General features: G+C 75.2%; 13 protein-coding genes. 10 read left to right on the top strand and 3 right to left on the bottom strand.

The features are described 5' to 3' along the window. Window positions 1-95: 95 nt before the first annotated feature. Window positions 96-1,706: an RNA polymerase sigma factor gene (locus tag KJP73_RS12910; protein ID WP_213283274.1), complete on the top strand. Its 1,611-nt coding sequence runs from the start codon at window positions 96-98 to the stop codon at window positions 1,704-1,706. 218 nt (window positions 1,707-1,924) lie between these two features. On the opposite strand, the gene KJP73_RS12905 is transcribed toward KJP73_RS12910, so the two are convergent. Further along, entirely contained in the window at window positions 1,925-2,152 is a 228-nt protein-coding gene (locus tag KJP73_RS12905; protein WP_249669363.1) for a DUF7455 domain-containing protein, read from the bottom strand. Window positions 2,153-2,347: 195 nt separating this feature from the next. Between KJP73_RS12905 and KJP73_RS12900 the strand changes: the two genes are divergently transcribed. The 4 genes from KJP73_RS12900 (at window position 2,348) to KJP73_RS12885 (ending at window position 7,303) form a co-directional block, all read left to right on the top strand. Further along, complete coding sequence (locus tag KJP73_RS12900; protein ID WP_249669362.1) at window positions 2,348-4,495, top strand: DNA gyrase/topoisomerase IV subunit B; 2,148 nt, start codon at window positions 2,348-2,350, stop codon at window positions 4,493-4,495. Window positions 4,496-4,588: 93 nt separating this feature from the next. Beyond that, window positions 4,589-5,620 (top strand): GNAT family N-acetyltransferase, encoded by a 1,032-nt coding sequence (locus tag KJP73_RS12895; RefSeq protein ID WP_213283271.1) that lies wholly within the window; start codon window positions 4,589-4,591, stop codon window positions 5,618-5,620. A gap of 73 nt (window positions 5,621-5,693) precedes the next feature. After that, on the top strand, window positions 5,694-6,779 hold the full coding sequence (locus KJP73_RS12890; RefSeq protein WP_249669361.1) for a GNAT family N-acetyltransferase: 1,086 nt from the start codon (window positions 5,694-5,696) through the stop codon (window positions 6,777-6,779). A 47-nt stretch (window positions 6,780-6,826) separates the two neighbouring features. Then, window positions 6,827-7,303, top strand: coding sequence for a MarR family winged helix-turn-helix transcriptional regulator (locus KJP73_RS12885; protein WP_213283270.1), 477 nt, complete (start codon window positions 6,827-6,829; stop codon window positions 7,301-7,303). A 15-nt stretch (window positions 7,304-7,318) separates the two neighbouring features. Here KJP73_RS12885 and KJP73_RS12880 read toward each other — a convergent pair whose 3' ends face one another. After that, window positions 7,319-9,844, bottom strand: a complete 2,526-nt coding sequence (locus tag KJP73_RS12880) for a DNA gyrase/topoisomerase IV subunit A (RefSeq protein WP_213283269.1) — start codon at window positions 9,842-9,844, stop codon at window positions 7,319-7,321. A gap of 109 nt (window positions 9,845-9,953) precedes the next feature. Here KJP73_RS12880 and KJP73_RS12875 point away from each other — a divergent pair, with 109 nt between their 5' ends. From KJP73_RS12875 to KJP73_RS12860, 4 genes are all read left to right on the top strand, one after another. Then, window positions 9,954-12,824, top strand: a complete 2,871-nt coding sequence (locus tag KJP73_RS12875; RefSeq protein WP_213283268.1) for a GNAT family N-acetyltransferase — start codon at window positions 9,954-9,956, stop codon at window positions 12,822-12,824. Between the two features lie 66 nt (window positions 12,825-12,890). Next, window positions 12,891-13,460 carry a DUF5998 family protein gene (locus KJP73_RS12870; RefSeq protein WP_213283267.1) on the top strand — a complete coding sequence of 190 codons (570 nt, stop codon included), beginning with the start codon at window positions 12,891-12,893 and terminating at the stop codon, window positions 13,458-13,460. Between the two features lie 2 nt (window positions 13,461-13,462). After that, window positions 13,463-14,641, top strand: coding sequence for an alkaline phosphatase family protein (locus KJP73_RS12865; protein WP_213283266.1), 1,179 nt, complete (start codon window positions 13,463-13,465; stop codon window positions 14,639-14,641). Between the two features lie 69 nt (window positions 14,642-14,710). Further along, window positions 14,711-15,385 carry a thymidine kinase gene (locus KJP73_RS12860; protein WP_213283265.1) on the top strand — a complete coding sequence of 225 codons (675 nt, stop codon included), beginning with the start codon at window positions 14,711-14,713 and terminating at the stop codon, window positions 15,383-15,385. 19 nt (window positions 15,386-15,404) lie between these two features. Here KJP73_RS12860 and sepH read toward each other — a convergent pair whose 3' ends face one another. Next, window positions 15,405-16,526 carry a septation protein SepH gene (gene sepH, locus KJP73_RS12855; RefSeq protein WP_213283264.1) on the bottom strand — a complete coding sequence of 374 codons (1,122 nt, stop codon included), beginning with the start codon at window positions 16,524-16,526 and terminating at the stop codon, window positions 15,405-15,407. Between the two features lie 104 nt (window positions 16,527-16,630). On the opposite strand from sepH, the gene KJP73_RS12850 reads away from it, so the two are divergent. Further along, window positions 16,631-17,497, top strand: coding sequence for a trimeric intracellular cation channel family protein (locus KJP73_RS12850; RefSeq protein ID WP_349628310.1), 867 nt, complete (start codon window positions 16,631-16,633; stop codon window positions 17,495-17,497). Window positions 17,498-17,551 lie beyond the last annotated feature (54 nt).

The raw sequence follows: 17,551 nt of genomic DNA, 5'->3' as shown, positions 1-17,551 counted from the left end.
GATCTGACAGGTTCGCCGGCTGTCATCTCCAGGGCCTCGCCGTCCTGCTCGGACGCCCCGCCGGGGGCGCGGCCGGTACAATATCGAGGTACCCGATGCGCCGAACCGGGTCCCTTGCTGCCGAAAGGTCATTCGTGACGCCCCAAAGTTCCACCCCCACCCTTCCGCGTGAGTTCGAGCACCCTGCCCTGCAGGACCTCGTCCGCGTCGGGCGCACCATCGGGAGCGTCGACGCCGCGGCCCTGCGCTCCGCGTGCGAGGCCGCCCAGGTGGAGGACGCCAAGCGGCTGAAGGCCGTCGTGCGCGGTCTGGCCAACGCCGGCATCACCGTGTCGGAGCCGACCGCGGCGCCCCGCCGCGTCGCCGCCGCGACCACCGCGAAGGCGCGTCCGTCCGCCAAGGCCGTCGTCGGCGCCGAGGACGGCGACGAGGTCGCCGCCAAGCCCGCCGCCAAGAAGACCACCCGTGCCGCGGCCGCCAAGCCCGCCACGAAGAAGGCGGCCGCCGGCAAGGCGACCGCCGCCAAGCCCGTCAAGGCCACCAAGGCCACGGGTGACGCCGAGACCGGTGACGACGAGGTCGAGATCGAGGACGTCGAGATCGACGTCGCCGAGCTCGAGGTCGTCGACGAGGTCGTCGAGGACGCCACCGAGGACACCGAGTCCGAGGGCACGCCTGCCGCCGTCGCCGCCGCCCCTGCCGCGAAGGCGGAGGAGGAGACCGAGGACACCGGCTTCGTCGTGTCCGACCGTGACGAGGACGACGCGCCGGCGCAGCAGGTCGTCACCGCCGGTGCCACGGCCGACCCGGTCAAGGACTACCTGAAGCAGATCGGCAAGGTCGCGCTGCTGAACGCCGAGCAGGAGGTCGAGCTCGCCAAGCGGATCGAGGCCGGCCTCTTCGCCGAGGAGCGCCTCGCCGCGATCGGCGACGACCTGGAGCCCAAGGCCCGCCGTGAGCTCCAGTGGATCGCGCAGGACGGCCGCCGGGCGAAGAACCACCTGCTCGAGGCCAACCTCCGTCTGGTCGTCTCGCTGGCCAAGCGGTACACCGGGCGCGGCATGCTGTTCCTGGACCTCATCCAGGAGGGCAACCTCGGTCTGATCCGTGCGGTCGAGAAGTTCGACTACACCAAGGGCTACAAGTTCTCGACCTACGCCACCTGGTGGATCCGGCAGGCCATCACCCGCGCCATGGCGGACCAGGCCCGCACCATCCGCATCCCGGTGCACATGGTCGAGGTCATCAACAAGCTCGCCCGCGTCCAGCGGCAGATGCTGCAGGACCTCGGCCGGGAGCCCACGCCGGAGGAGCTCGCCAAGGAGCTCGACATGACCCCCGAGAAGGTCGTCGAGGTCCAGAAGTACGGTCGCGAGCCCATCTCGCTGCACACCCCGCTCGGCGAGGACGGCGACAGCGAGTTCGGTGACCTCATCGAGGACTCCGAGGCCGTCGTCCCCGCGGACGCCGTCAGCTTCACGCTGCTGCAGGAGCAGCTGCACCAGGTGCTCGACACCCTGTCCGAGCGCGAGGCCGGCGTGGTGTCCATGCGGTTCGGTCTCACCGACGGCCAGCCGAAGACGCTCGACGAGATCGGCAAGGTCTACGGGGTGACGCGTGAGCGCATCCGGCAGATCGAGTCGAAGACCATGTCGAAGCTCCGGCACCCGAGCCGCTCGCAGGTCCTGCGCGACTACCTCGACTGACAGCCGCAGCACCCGCACGCACGAAGGCCCGCCCCCTCGCACAGAGGAGGCGGGCCTTCGCGCATCAGGCGGCGGCACGTCAGGGGGACAGCGGGTCCGGGGGCGCGCTGCCCGGGTCCGGGTACGCGAACGGGCCCGCCCGGCCTCAGCCGGACGGGCCCGTCCCGATGTCCTGCGGCAGCGTCACGCGGTCCCGGCGCGCTGCCCCTGCGCAGCTCTCAGCGAGCGGCGGTCGCCCCGGCGCCGTGCTCGGCGAGGAGCTTGTCCGTCTCGTCCTGCACGTGCGTGGCAAGCTGCGAGTACTTCGGCGCGTGCTCGCGCGCGTGGTGCGCGCAGAACAGGAGCTCGCCCACGGGCAGCTGCACGCGGACGTAGGCCTGAGCGCCGCAGCGGTCGCAGCGGTCGGCTGCGGTCAGCGGGTTCGTGGTCTCGATCGTCTCGGTCACGTTGTCATACAACCATCTTCTGCGCGGATCCTTCCCGTCGGGGGCGGGTGGTTCGCTCAGCGCGAAGCAGAAGTCACCCGCGCGTCACACCGCGGCAACACGCTGCGCACACGGTCCCGGGGGCGCGGGGTCGTCGTCGCGGCGTGCGGCATGGTGCCGCGGGTCTGTCGGCGGGAGCGACTACCCTCGGGCTTCGTGTCGACCGCATCCGCCGAGTCCAGCTACACCGCCCGCCACCTCTCCGTCCTCGAGGGGCTGGAGGCCGTCCGCAAGCGCCCGGGCATGTACATCGGCTCCACCGACTCCCGGGGCCTCATGCACTGCCTCTGGGAGATCATCGACAACTCCGTCGACGAGGCGCTGGCGGGGCACGGCGAGCGGATCGACATCGTCCTGCACGCCGACTCCTCGGTGGAGGTCCGCGACACCGGCCGCGGCATCCCGGTGGACGTCGAGCCGAAGACGGGGCTGACGGGCGTCGAGGTCGTGCTGACCAAGCTGCACGCGGGCGGCAAGTTCGGCGGCGGCTCGTACGGCGCGTCCGGTGGCCTGCACGGCGTGGGCGCGTCGGTCGTGAACGCCCTGTCCTCGCGGCTGGACGTCGAGGTGGACCGCGGCGGCAAGACGCACCGGATGACGTTCCACCGCGGCGAGCCCGGGGTGTTCGACGACAGCGCGGGCCGCGGGCCGGACTCGCCGTTCGAGCCGTTCGTCGCGGAGTCGCGGCTGGACGTCGTCGGCAAGGTCGCCAAGGGGCGCACGGGCACCCGCATCCGGTACTGGGCGGACCGGAACATCTTCCCGTCGACCGCGGTCTTCTCCTACGACGAGCTCGTGACGCGCGCCCGGCAGACCAGCTTCCTGGTGCCGGGCCTGACCATCACGGTGCGCGACGAGCGCGGCCTGGCGGGGACCCCGGGCGCGGACGGCCCGCACGAGGAGGTGTTCCGCCACGACGGCGGGACGGTCGACTTCGCGGACTTCCTGGCCCCCGACGCCCCGGTGACGGACACCTGGCACCTGACGGGCTCGGGGTCGTTCTCCGAGACGGTCCCGGTGCTCGACGCGCGCGGGCACATGTCCCCGCAGGAGGTGCAGCGCGACTGCGAGGTCGACGTGGCGCTCCGCTGGGGCACCGGCTACGAGACCGAGGTCCGCACCTTCGTCAACATCATCGCGACGCCGAAGGGCGGCTCCCACCTCGCGGGGTTCGAGACGGCGCTGCTGCGCACGCTGCGCAAGCAGGTCGAGGCGAACGCCCGCCGGCTGAAGATCTCCGCGAAGGACGGCGGGGACCGGATCGAGAAGGACGACGTGCTCGCGGGCCTCACCGCCGTGGTGACGGTGCGCCTGGCGGAGCCGCAGTTCGAGGGCCAGACCAAGGAGGTGCTGGGCACCGCGCCGGTGCGCGGCATCGTCGCGAAGGTCGTGGACACCGAGCTGGCGGCGATCTTCGGGTCCACCAAGCGGGAGCACAAGGCGCACTCCGCCGCGCTGCTCGACAAGGTCGTGGGGGAGATGCGCGCCCGCGTGTCGGCGCGCAAGCAGAAGGAGATCTCGCGCCGCAAGAGCGCGCTGGAGACCTCGTCGCTGCCCGCGAAGCTCGCCGACTGCCGCAGCGACGACGTCAGCCGCAGCGAGCTGTTCATCGTCGAGGGCGACAGCGCGCTGGGCACCGCGAAGCTCGCGCGGTCCTCGGACTTCCAGGCGCTGCTGCCGATCCGCGGCAAGATCCTCAACGTCCAGAAGGCCTCGATCTCCGACATGCTCCGCAACGCGGAGTGCGCGGCGATCATCCAGGTCATCGGTGCCGGCTCCGGCCGGACGTTCGACCTCGACGCCGCCCGGTACGGCAAGGTCGTCCTGATGACCGACGCCGACGTCGACGGCGCGCACATCCGGACGCTGCTGCTCACCCTGTTCTTCCGGTACATGCGCCCGCTGGTCGAGGCCGGCCGGGTGTTCGCCGCGGTGCCGCCGCTGCACCGCATCGAGGTCATCGGCGCGGGGAGCCGGAAGAACGAGTACGTGTACACGTACTCGGAGGCCGAGCTCGCCGCGACGCTGAAGAAGCTGGACAAGGCCGGCAAGCGCTACAAGGAGGACATCCAGCGCTACAAGGGCCTCGGCGAGATGGACGCGGACCAGCTGTCGGAGACGACGATGGACCCGCGGCACCGCACCCTGCGCCGGGTGACACTGCCGGCGGCGGAGAGCGCCGACGCGCTCGTCCGGCGCGCGGAGGAGACGTTCGAGCTGCTGATGGGCTCGGACGTGGCGCCGCGCAAGGACTTCATCGTCGACAACGCCTCCACCCTGGACGCCTCGCAGATCGACGCCTGACCCGCCGTCCGGGACGGGCCGCGACGGGACGGAACGGGCTGCCGGCGGGTTTTCGCGTGACAACCGCGGCACCGGTCGGGCACCGTGGGGCGCGTGACTGAGCAGACCCTCGTGCCGATCGCCGAGCGCGCCGCAGCCCCCGCCCACCTGCCCGAGCCGGGCCCCGCGACGGGGCTCACCTGGCGGGCCGCCGAGCGGTCGGACGTCCCGGCCCTCGCGGCGCTCGTCGCGCGCGTCGAGGTGGTCGACGCCACCCCGTTCCGCACCAGCGAGCCCGAGGTGGACGAGTGGTTCGACGGCGCGTGGAAGGACCTGCCCGCGGACTCCCGGGTCGGGTTCGACGCCGACGGGGTGCCGCGCGCGTGGGCGGTGGTCGACGCCCCGCCCGGGGACGTCCGCACCGTGCGCGCCCACGTCAACGGCGGCGTGGACCCGCAGTGGCGGGGCCGGGGGATCGGGCGGGCGCTCGTCGACTGGCAGACCGCGCGCGCCCGGCAGAGGCTCGCCGCGTCCGGCAAGGACGTGCCGGGCCGGATCGCCGCCTACCTCGAGCAGGACCACCGCGCGGCGGTCGAGCTGTACGCGGCCGCGGGCTACGCCCCGATCCGGTACTACACGGAGATGCGGCGCGACCTGTCCGTCCCGCTGCCCGAGGAGCGGCAGCCCGCCGGCGTGCGGGTGGTGCCGTGGTCCGCGGACCTGGACGACGCCGTGCGGCTGGCCCACAACGAGGCGTTCGCCGACCACTGGGGCAGCGAGCCGCGCACCCCGGAGGCGTGGCAGGTCGGCCGGTCGATGTTCGCGCCGACGTGGAGCCACGTGGCGGTCGACGAGGCCACGGGTGAGGTCGCGGGGTACGCCCTGTCCGGCCGTTTCGAGCAGGACTGGGAGGTCGCGGGCTACCGGTCCGGCTACACCGAGCTCCTCGGGGTGCGGCGGGCGTGGCGCGGGCGAGGTGTGGCGGTGGCGCTGCTCGCGGCCACGATGCGCTCGTACCGCGCGGACGGCATGCAGTTCGCGGAGCTGGGCGTCGACACGGAGAACCCGTCGGGCGCCCACGGCCTGTACGCCGCGCTGGGGTACGAGGTGACGCACGGGTCGCTGATGACGTCGATCGAGGTCTGAGCGGCGCCGCCGCCGTCGGCGGGCGGCCGCTCCCCGGCGCGACACCCGGGACGGGGTGCGGCACCGTGGAGGGGTGCACGAGAAGAGCGAGACCCTCGCGACCGAGCTGCCCGACGCCGACGCACCCCCGGAGGCCCCGCCCGGCCCCATCGCGGAGCGGGCGGCGGCGCCGGACGTGCTGCCCGAGCCGGACCCGGCGGCGACCGGTCTGACCTGGCGACCGCTCACCCGCGACGACGTCCCGGGGCTGGCCGCGCTCGTCACCGAGGTCGAGGCCGCGGACGCCGAGCCGTCGCGCACCGGCGTGGCCGAGGTCGGCGAGTGGCTGGAGGGCTCCTGGAAGGACCTGCCGGCCGACACGCGGGTGGGTCTCGACGCAGAGGGCGTGCCGCGGGCGTGGATGACGGTCGAGCAGCCGCCGGGCGACGTGAGCCGGGTCCGGGCGTACCTGGCGGGCGGCGTGCACCCCGGCCACCGGGGGCGCGGGATCGGCCGGGCGCTGGTGGCGTGGGGGACCGCGCGGGGCCGGCAGAAGCTCGCGGCGTCCGGGCGGGACCTGCCCGGCCGCATCGCCACGCACCTCGAGGAGCACCGGGCCGACGCCCGTGCCCTGTACGAGACCGCCGGGTTCCGGCCGATCCGGTACTGGGCGTACATGCGCCGCGACCTGTCCGTGCCCCTGCCGCAGACGCGCGAGGCCGAGGGCGTGCGGATCGTCCCGTGGTCGGAGGCGCTCGACGAGCCGGTGCGGGTCGCGCACAACGAGACGTTCGCGGACCACTGGGGCAGCGAGCCCCGCACGCCGGAGGCCTGGCAGCACGGGCGCGCCGCGTTCGTGCCGGAGTGGAGCCACGTCGCGGTCGACGAGGCGACGGGTGAGGTCGCGGGGTACACGATCTCCAGCCGGTACGAGCAGGACTGGCCGGTCGTCGGGTACTCGTCGGGCTTCACGGAGTTCCTCGGCGTGCGCCGGGGGTGGCGCGGGCGGGGCCTGTCGGTCGCGCTGCTGGTCGCGGCGATGCGCTCGTTCCGGGACGCGGGCGTCGAGTACGCCGAGCTGGACGTCGACACGGACAACCCGTCCGGCGCCCACGGGCTGTACGCGGGCCTCGGCTACGAGCTCACGCACCGGTCGATCACGTACTCGGTCGAGCTCTGAGGAAGAACCCTCGATCCGCGCGCTGACGTGGCCCTACGCTGTGCCCCATGGCAGCTCTGGACGAACGACCGGCGCCGGTCGACGAGGACGCCACCTGGCGCATGTACCTCGGCCTGTCCCGGGAGCTGTTCACGGCCCTGGAGCGCGGGCTCGGCGCGGAGGCCGACGTGTCCGTCGCGGACCTGGAGCTGCTGGAGCCGCTGCTCGCGGCCGGGCACCCGGGGCTGCGCGCGAAGGACCTGGCGGCCGCCGCCGAGTGGCAGGACAGCCGGGTGTCGCACCAGCTGCGGCGCATGGAGCGGCGCGGCCTGGTGACGCGCAGCCGCGACCGGCAGGACGCCCGGGGCACCGTGGTCGGGCTGACCGACGAGGGGCTGCAGGCCGCCCGGACCGCGCAGGCCACCCGCCGCCGGCTGGTCCGCGAGCTGCTGCTGGCCCCGTTGGACGAGGCGCAGGTGCGGTCGCTGGTGGAGATCTCCGCCCTGGTGCGCGCGAGGATCGCCGAGGCGGGCACCGGCCGCTGACCGGCCGGCGGCGCCTCAGCCGATCGCGAGCGGCGGAGCGGACAGCGGCTGGCCGGAGCCGTCCCGCCGGTCGTCGAGCTCCGGCAGGTCGACCGGCTGGCCGGCCGAGCCGGTGGCGCGTGCGGGCGCCGGCCCGGCCCAGGCGAGGATCAGCGCGTCCTCGCCCTTGAGGAACCGGTGCGCCCGGACGCCGCCCGTCGCGCGGCCCTTGCCCGGGTACCGGGAGAAGGGCGTGACCTTCGCAGTCCCGTTCTGGGTGCCGGGCAGCGCGGTCGACGAGCCGGCGACGGTCACCACGACGAGGCCGTCGGTGCCGTCGGTTCCCTCGCCGTCCCCCTCGCCCTGCGGCGGCAGCGCACCGAAGTGCACGACCCGCTGCCCGGGCGCCAGCTTGATCCCGGCCATGCCGCCGGCGGGGCGCCCCTGCGGCCGCACGGCCGACGCCGGGTAGTGCAGCAGCGCCGCGTCCGAGGAGATGAGCACCAGCTCGTCGTCCTCGCCCACGGCGGCGCAGCCGACGACCTCGTCGCCGGGCTTGAGCGACATGACGTCCCACGCGTCGCGGTTGGCGGGCGCCTCGCCCGGCGTCACGCGCTTCACCACGCCCTGGGCGGTCCCGAGCGCGAGCGTGGGCGCGTCCGCGGACACCGACACCAGCCCGACGACGCGCTCGCCCTTGTCCAGCGCGAGCAGCTCGGACAGCGGCAGGCCGCCGGACAGGTTCGGGGCGCCGTCGGTCGGCGGCAGCGCGGGCAGGTCCAGCACGGACACGCGCCGCACGACGCCGGCCGACGTCAGCACGCCGACCTCGCCCCGGACGCTCGTCGGCACCGCGCCGGACAGGACGTCGTGCCGCGACCGGTGCGCGCCCGGGGAGGGGCGCAGCGGGACGTCGGTGCTGCCGGTGCGCGCGACGAGCCCGGTCGCCGAGAGCAGGGCGTAGCAGGGGGAGTCCTCGATCTCGAGGGACAGCGCCGGGGCGGCGTTCCGGCCGGAGCGCGGGGCGGGCGCGCCCTCGGCGGCGGTCACGGTGCCGCCCGCCGACTCCAGCAGGATCGTGCGGCGCGGGGTGCCGTACGTCGCCGCGACCTCGGCCATCTCGTCGCTGACGGTCGAGCGCAGCAGCGCCTCGTCCGCGAGGATCGCCTGAAGCGCGGCGATCTGCTCGGCCAGGTCGTCCCGCTCCTTCTCCAGCTCGATCCGGGAGAACCGGGTGAGGCGGCGCAGGCGCAGCTCGAGGATGTACTCGGCCTGCGGCTCGGACAGGTCGAACACGTCGCGCAGGCGGGTGCGGGCGGTGTCGGCGTCGTCCGAGGACCGGATGACCTGGATGACCTCGTCGATGTCGACGATCGCGATGAGCAGGCCCTCGACCAGGTGCAGGCGCTCGGTCCGCTTGGCCAGGCGGAACCGGGTGCGGCGGCGCACCACGTCGATGCGGTGGTCGACCCACACCTGCAGGAGGTCCCGCAGGCCCAGGGTGCGCGGCTGGCCGTCGACCAGCGCGACGTTGTTCATCGAGAACGAGTCCTCGAGCGGCGTGTACCGGTACAGCTGCTCCAGGACGGCGTCGGGGTTGAAGCCCGTCTTGACCTCGATGACCAGGCGCAGACCGTGCGTGCGGTCCGTGAGGTCGAGAGCGTCCGAGATGCCCGAGAGCTTCTTGGACTGCACGCCCTCCTTGATCTTCTCGATGACCTTCTCCGGGCCGACCGTGTAGGGCAGCTCGGTGATGACGATGCCCTTGCGGCGCGGCGTGACGTTCTCGATGCGGGCGGTCGCCCGGGTCTTGAAGGCGCCGCGGCCGGTGCGGTACGCGTCCCGCACGCCCTCGAGCCCGATGATCTTGCCGCCGCTCGGCAGGTCCGGCCCGGGGACGAAGCGCATGAGCTCGTCCAGCGTCGCCTGCGGGTGCAGCACCAGGTGCCGGGCGGCCGCGATCACCTCGACCAGGTTGTGCGGTGCCATGTTCGTGGCCATGCCGACCGCGATGCCCGACGCGCCGTTGACCAGCAGGTTCGGGATCGCGGCGGGCAGCACGCCCGGCTGCGTCAGCTTGTTGTCGTAGTTCGGGACGAAGTCGACGACGTCCTCGTCCAGGCCGGCGGTCATCGCGAGCGCGGACGGCGCCATCCGGGCCTCGGTGTACCGCGGCGCGGCGGGACCGTCGTCGAGCGAGCCGAAGTTCCCGTGCCCGTCGACCAGCGGCAGCCGCAGCGAGAACGGCTGCGCCATGCGGACCATCGCGTCGTAGATCGCGGTGTCGCCGTGCGGGTGCAGCTTGCCCATCACCTCGCCGACCACGCGCGCCGACTTCACGTGCGCGCGGTCCGGGCGCAGGCCCATGTCGTGCATCTGGAACAGGATGCGGCGCTGCACCGGCTTCAGGCCGTCACGGGCGTCCGGGAGGGCGCGCGAGTAGATGACGGAGTAGGCGTACTCGAGGAACGAGCCCTCCATCTCCGTCGCGACGTCGATGTCGACGATGCGCTCGACGACGTCCTCGGGCGGGACGTCGGGGGTGCTGCTGCGGCGCGCCATGCGGACGGTGCTCCCGGGATCGACGGAGTGTGGCGGCGCCCATTGTCCCCGCACTGCGGGGCTGTGGACGACCACGACGCGCGGCCGGTGCGACGTTAGGCTCGTGGACATGGGCCAGGTGACCGGGGGAGCGCGCGACGCCGCACGTCAGGCGGTCGACGGGGCGCTCGACGCCGGCGCGAGCGCGGGACCGGCGGTCGACCGGGCGCTGGCGGACGACGACGGCGCCTACCCGGCGAGCTGGGAGGCCGACGTCGTCCTGCGCGACGGCAGCACCACCCACGTCCGGCCGATCCGCCCCGAGGACGCCGACGCCCTGCAGGCGTTCCACGTCGGGCAGTCGGAGGCCTCCACGTACCTGCGGTTCTTCGCGCCGCTGGAGCGCCTGCCCGACCGCGACCTCGCGCGGTTCACGACCGTCGACCACCGGGACCGGGTGGCGCTGGTGGCGGTCACGGGCGACGACGCGATCATCGGGGTGGCCCGGTACGACAAGATCGCCCCGGACGAGGCGGAGGTCGCGTTCAACATCGCGGACGCCCACCACGGCCGGGGGCTGGGCTCGGTGCTGCTGGAGCACCTGGCGGCCGCGGCGCGCGAGCGCGGGGTGCGGCGGTTCACCGCCGAGGTCCTGCCGGAGAACGGCCGGATGATCGCCGTGTTCCGCGAGGCCGGCTACTCCCTGCAGCAGCACCTCGACGACGGCGTGGTCTCGGTGAGCTTCGACATCCACCCGACCGACCGGTCGCTCGCGGTGAAGATGGCGCGCGAGCACTCGGCGGAGGCGCGCAGCGTGCAGGGCCTGCTGACCGCGCGGTCCGTGGTCGTGCTCAGCTCCGCGACCGCCGATCCCGGGACGCTCGACGGCCGCCGGGCGGCGCGCGTGCTCGCGGACCTGCTCGCCGGCGGGGGCCGGGGCGACGACCCGGCGGACCGCACGGGCGCGGTGACCCCCGCGGGCGGCGACGAGCGTCCCGTCGAGGTGCACGTCGTCGGCCGGGTCGCCCCGGCGGACGTCCCGGAGGACGCCGCGGGCCGCGTGCACGTGTGGGACCGCCTGGAGGAGGTCCCCGGACCCGTCGACCTCGCGGTGCTGGCGCTGCCCGCCGCGGAGGCCGTGCTCGCGGTGCGGGGCCTCGGGCGGATCGGCGTGCGGGGCGTGGTGGTGCTCTCCGGCGGCTTCGCCGAGCAGGGGCCGACGGGGCTGGCCCTGCAGCGCGCGCTGCTGCGCTCCGCCCACGCCGCGGGCCTGCGGGTGGTCGGGCCCCGCTCGTACGGGATGGTCGCGCACGCCGCCGGCGGCCTGCTGAACGCCTCGCTCACCGAGGACCCGCCGCCGCCGGGCAGGATCGGGCTGTTCTGCCAGTCGGCGTCCACCGCGGTGTCGATCCTCGGCTCGGTGCGCCGCCGGCACCTCGGGCTCGCGCACCTGGTCTCGGCCGGCAACCGCGCGGACGTGTCCGGCAACGACCTCATGCAGTTCTGGCAGGACGACGACACCACGGACGTGGTCGCCCTGTACCTGGAGTCGATCGGCAACCCCCGCAAGTTCTCCCGCGTCGCGCGGCGGCTCGCGACGGCCAAGCCGGTCGTCGTGGTCACGGCGGGACGCTCCGGGCACGTCGTGCCGCCCGGCCACGCGGTGCGGCCCACCCAGACCTCCCGGCGGACGCTGGAGGAGGTGATGCGGCGCTCCGGCGTCCTCCTGGTGGACAACACGCACCAGATGCTCGAGGTCGCCCAGCTCTTCGCGCTCCAGCCGCTGCCCCCCGGCGGGCGCGCCGCCGTCGTGGCGTCCTCGTCCGCCGCGGCCGCGCTCGTGTCGGAGGCCGCCGTCTCCGCGGGGCTCACCGTGTCCAAGGCGCCGGCGATCCTCCCGGAGGACGCCGACCTCGCCCGCGTCGAGCGGACCTTCGCCGACGTGTACGCCGACCCCGACGTGGACGTGGTCGTCACCATGCACGTGCCGACGGTCGGGCCCCGCGACGAGAGGGTCGCCCAGGCCCTCGCCCGGCACGCCGCCGGGTCCGGCCGCACGTCGGTGGCCGTCCTGCTCGGCCTGCACGGCGCCACGCCCCAGCTCACGGCGGCCGACGACGAGGGCCGGCTGCGGACCATCCCGGCGTACACGACGCCGGAGGACGCGGTGCTCGCGCTCGGCCAGGCCGTCCGGTACGCCGCCTGGCGCGCGGCCGACCGCGGGGAGCTCGTGCACCCGCCCGGGATCCACGCCCGCACCGCCCGCCGGCTCATCGAGTCCTGGCTGGACGAGGCCGGGCGGCCCGACGCCCTCGACCTCACCCCCGGGCGGGTGGCCGAGCTGCTCGCGCTCGCGGGCGTGGAGGTGTTCCCGTCGGTGGGCGTGCACGACGCGGACGAGGCCGTCGCCGCCGCCGAGCAGCTGGGCTGGCCGGTCGCGCTCAAGTCCACGGTGCCCGCCCTGCGGCACCGCTCCGACCTCGGCGGCGTCCGCCTGGACGTGCACGACGCGGCCGAGCTGCGCGCGGACGTCGCCCAGGTGCTGGCGCTCGCGGCCGACCACACCCCCGACCCCGGCCGCGCGCCGCTGGAGGTCCAGGCGATGGCCCCTCACGGGGTGGCGTGCCTCATCCGCTCCTCGGAGGACCCGCTGTTCGGGCCGGTCATCGGCTTCGGCCTGGGGGGCGACACGACCGACCTGCTGGGCGACGTGGCGTACGCGGTCCCGCCGCTCACGGACGTCGACGTGGCGGACGTCGTGCGGGCACCCCGGTCGTCCCCGCGGCTGTTCGGGTACCGCGGGGTGCCGCCGCTCGACGTCGCCGCGCTCGAGGACGTGCTGGCGCGGGTGTCCGTGCTGGCCGACCAGCTCCCCGAGATGCTGGCCCTTGAGCTCAACCCCGTCGTCGTCGCCGAGCACGGGGCCTACGTGCTCGGGGCCACCGCCCGCGTCGGGACGGCCTCGCGCGCGGACGGGCCGCGCCGGGCACTGCCCGGGTGACGCGGCGCGCTGCCCGGGTGACGCCCGGGTGTGACGGCCCGGCCCGGTCGGTGGGAGGATGGCCGGGTGCCTGCGCCCTCCACCGACCTGCTCCGTGACCTGCACCGCGCCGGGTACTACCCCGACCTGGTGGCCGACGTCCTCGACGTCGCCCTGGCGGACGAGCCCGTCGAGGCCCACCTCGTGCACCCGGAGACCACGTTCGACGCGGCCGAGGTCCGGCGCCACGTCACCGTGCTCGCCCTGACGCCGACCCGCCTGGTCGTCGCGCACGTCGACGACCACCCGGCCGACAGCGAGCACCCGTCCGCCAGCGCCGCGGCCACCACCGAGGCCGTGCCGCTCTCGGAGCTGCGGTCCGTCGCCCTCACGCACGTGATCGGGTCCCCGGAGCAGCACCGCGCGGGGGAGCCCGCCACCGAGCTGACCCTCGCGATCGGCTGGGGCGCCGTCTCCCGCGTCGACCTGGAGCCGGCGACCTGCGGCGACCCGAGCTGCGACGCCGACCACGGCCTGACGGGCACGCTCACCCCCGACGACGTCGTCGTGCGGGTCAGCGCCGTCGCCGAGGGCGCCACCGCCGTGCGGGACGCCGTGGCGTTCGCTCGCCGGCTGTCCGCCGCGAGCGCACGCTGACGATGGCGCCCACCGCCCCGTCCTCGACCGTGCCGGGCCGGCTGGCGGACGCCGGTCTCGTGCTGCCCGACTACGAGGGCCGGTCGCTGTCCGGGCTGCTGCCGGCCGTGGCCGACGCGCTCGGCGTGCCGGTGGGGGACGGTGCCGCCCGCCCGGACCTCGGCCTGCCCGCGACGCACCGCGTCTGCGTCGTCCTCGTCGACGGCCTGGGCTACGAGAACCTCGCGGAGCGCGCGGGGCACGCGCCGTTCCTGCGCTCGCTGCTCGACGGGTCGGAGCCCCTGTCGGCCGGGTACCCGTCCACGACCGCCGCGTCGATGGGCTCGTTCGGCACGGGCACCAGCCCCGGCCGCACGGGCCTGGTCGGCTACACGGTCCGCAACCCCCGGGACGGCCGGCTGGCCAACATGGTGTCGTGGGACGGTCTGGGGCCCGCGCGCGACTGGCAGCGCGAGCGGACCGTCTTCGAGGAGCTCGACGCGCACGGCGTCACCGTGACGACGGTGGGTCCGGCCAAGTTCATGGGCTCGGGCCTCACCGAGGCCGCGCTGCGGGGCGGCGGGTACCGGGCGGCGGAGTCGCTGGCCGACCGCGTCGACGCGGCGCTCCGGCTGCTCCGCGAACCGGGCCTGGTCTACCTGTACTGGGGCGACGTCGACAAGACGGGGCACCACGAGGGCGTCGGGTCCTGGCAGTGGGGCGACCAGCTCAGCGCGCTGGACTTCGAGCTGCGCCGGCTGGTGCGCTCGCTCCCGCGCGGCGCGTCGGTGGTCGTGACCGCCGACCACGGCATGGTGGACGTGGACCGCGCACGGCGGTGGGACGTCGGCACGACCCCGGCCCTGGCCGCGGACGTGGCGCTCGTCGCGGGGGAGCCCCGCGCGCTGCACGTGCACCTGACGCCCGGCGCCGACGTCGACGCGGCGGCGGCCCGCTGGTCCGACGTCCTCGGCGACGGGGCCGTCGTGCTGACCGGGGACGAGGCCGTCGGGGCCGGGCTGTTCGGCACGGTGGCGGCGCACGTGCGGCCGCTGATCGGCGACCTGGTCGTGGCGACGACCGGGCGGGCGACGGTGGTCGACTCCCGGACGCAGACGCCGGCGTCGCTGACCCTGGTGGGCGTGCACGGCTCGCTGACCCCCGCGGAGCTGCGCGTGCCGCTGCTCGCGGTCCACACCTGAGCCCCGCGGGCACCGCACCCGGCGGACCGGGCACCTTCGACGCACGACGCGACACGGAACGAGGAGAGCGTGGCTGAGCTGGTCTTCTTCTGCGGCACGATGGACTGCGGCAAGTCCACGCTCGCGCTGCAGATGCACCACAACCACAGCGCCCGCGGGCGCGGGGGCGTGCTGTTCACCCGCAACGACCGGGCCGGCGAGCACCGGCTGTCCTCCCGGCTCGGCCTGTCCGTGCCCGCCCACGAGGTCACGGACACGACCGACTTCTGGGCGGAGGTCGTCGCGCGGCGCAGCGCCGGGCGCTCCGTGGACTTCCTCATCTGCGACGAGGCCCAGTTCTACTCCGAGGAGCAGGTCGAGCAGCTGGGTCGCGTGGCCGACGACCTCGACGTCGACGTCTTCGCGTTCGGCATCACCACCGACTTCCGCGCGCAGCTGTTCGCCGGCTCCGCGCGCCTGCTGGCCCTGGCCGACCGCGTCGAGACGCTGCAGGTGCAGGCCCTGTGCTGGTGCGGCGCCCGCGCGACCCACAACGCCCGGACCCTGCACGGGGTCATGGTGGTGGAGGGCGCCCAGGTCGTCGTCGGGGACGTCGACGTGCTGGACGACGACGCCGACGACGACTCCGTGGGGTACGAGGTGCTGTGCCGCCGCCACCACCGGCTGCGGATGACGGCCCGGACCTCCGGCGCGGCGGCGATCTCGCCGCAGACCCTGGACCTCGACCTGCTCGGCGAGGGCTGAGCCCGCCCGAGGGTCCGGGCTACTCCGGCTTCGCCCCGAACACGATCTCGTCCCAGCTCGGCACCTTCGGGCGGCTGCGGCGCCCGCCGCGGGACCGGGTCGCGGCCTCGTCCGGGCGTGCGGCGGCGGCCGGCTCGTCGTTCTCCGCGGCCGGCGGCTCCTGCCCCGGCTCGAGAGCGACCGGCGTCTCCGGCTCGTCCGCCGCCGGGCGGACCGGCGCCGGGTAGATCCGCGCCTCGGCGGCGGCATCGGCGTCCACGGGGTGGGCGCCGGGCGCCGACGGCTCGTCGAGCTGGCCGAAGTCGAAGGCGTGCTGCGGCCCGAAGCCGGGGAACGCGTCGTCGTCGGCGTCGTCCTCGAGGTCGAGGGACTGCCGCACGCCGCGCCGGGCCCGCAGGTCGTCGAGCAGCTCGTGGGTCGCCCGCAGCTCGTCGGCCGGGTCCTCGTCGGGCTCGGCGTGCTCCCCGTGGCTCCCCGGCGAGTCGACGGCCGCGAGCACCGGACGTACGTCGGCGTCCACGTCGAAGACCACGTCCCGCACCGCGGACAGGTGCCGGCGGGGGACCGGGCCGTCGGCGATCTCGGTCTCGGACAGCCAGCGCGCCTCGTCCTCCTCGGCGTGCACCGCGCGGGCGGACGCGTCGTAGGTCCAGCGCGCCTCCCGGACGTCGTCCTCGACCGGGAACCGCGCGACCACGGTCCAGCCGCCGCCCGCCTCGCGGTACGCGTCCCACTCGAGGGCGTCGGTGTCGACGCCGCGGGCGGCGAGCCGGTCCACGACCAGCTCGCCCAGCACCGGGGCGCCGACGTCGCGGCCCACCCGGGTCCCGCGGGCCTGCTCGGCGACGAATTCGCGCTCGGCCAGGACCGGTCCCTCGAAGCGCCGGACGTGCTCGACGGTCACACCGGTCTCGTCGGCGATCTGCTGCGCCGACTGCCCGGCGCGCACGCGCGCCTGGATCTCCCGCGGGCTCGGCACACCGGACTGCTCGGCCCGGATCTGCTCGAGCTGCGGCCGGTCCCGGCGCACGGCGGCACGGAGCGGCTCGTCGATGTGCAGCCGGTACCGCTGCCCGTCGGCTGCCGCGAGCACGAGGTGTTCCCCGTCCTCGTGCAGCCCGATCAGCTCCAGCTCAGCCATCACGTCTCCCATCATCCCGCGACGAGACTGCCACCGCCCGCCCCGGATGCCGTGGAGGCTGGGCGGTGCGCCGTGCAACTGCCCCGGCTGCCATGATCTCCCCTGTGTCCGTCGACCTCCCGCTGCAGCCGGTGCTCGAGCTGCTCGGTGTCTTCGTCGGCGCGCTGTCCGGCGGGCTCGCGGCCGTCCGCAAGGGCTTCGACATCTTCGGGATCGTGGTGCTGGCCTGGGTCGCGGGGCTCGGCGGGGGCATCCTGCGCGACGTCCTGATCGGCGCCGTGCCGCCCGTCGGGATCGCGAACTGGGAGTTCGTCGTCACGGCCTGCGCGGCCGGGCTGGTCACCTGGGCGGCGCACCCCGGCCTCGGCCGGCTGCGCCGCTCCGTGCTCGTCCTCGACGCCGGGGCGCTGGCGCTGTTCACCGTCGTCGGCACCGTGAAGGCCCTCGAGTACGGGACCGGCGTCACCGCGGCGGTGTGCGCGGGTGTGATCACCGGCGTCGGGGGCGGCGTGCTGCGGGACCTGCTCACCGGGGAGGTGCCGGTCGTCCTGCACCACCGCCAGCTCTACGCGATCCCGTCCGTGCTCGGGGCGCTGCTCACGGCCCTGCTCTGGCAGCAGGGCGCCCTGTCGGTGCCGACCGAGGTGCTCGCCGTCGTGGTGGTGCTCGGCACGCGGTTGCTGGCGCTGCGGTTCCGCCTGCAGGCGCCGGGGCCGTGGGAGCCCGGCAGCGCCCGGATCGGCCGGGCGGGCCGGGAGGGACGGGCGACGCGCACGTCCCGGGGGACCCGCGTCGAGCGCGCCGGCCGGGGTCCCGGGCGCAGGCGGGGCGTGCCGGTCCGGCCGGACGGGTCGGGGCCGCTGGTGCGGTGGGTGGCGCGGCTCCGTCGCGGCGGCGGCAGCGGCGGGGGGGGCGGGGGGCCCGGCGGCGGGCCGGGGGGGGGGGGGGCGGGGAGGGGCTGGGTTTTTTAAACAACTCCCCGCCCCCGCGGCGGCACGCGCAATCGGCTTCCGGCCTCTTCTTGG

Origin of the sequence: Cellulomonas hominis (assembly GCF_901521055.1) — a bacterium.
In the GTDB taxonomy this organism is placed as follows: Bacteria; Actinomycetota; Actinomycetes; order Actinomycetales; family Cellulomonadaceae; genus Cellulomonas; species Cellulomonas endometrii.
Note: the sequence above shows the minus strand (reverse complement) of the source record. Positions and strands in the feature narration are given on the sequence as shown.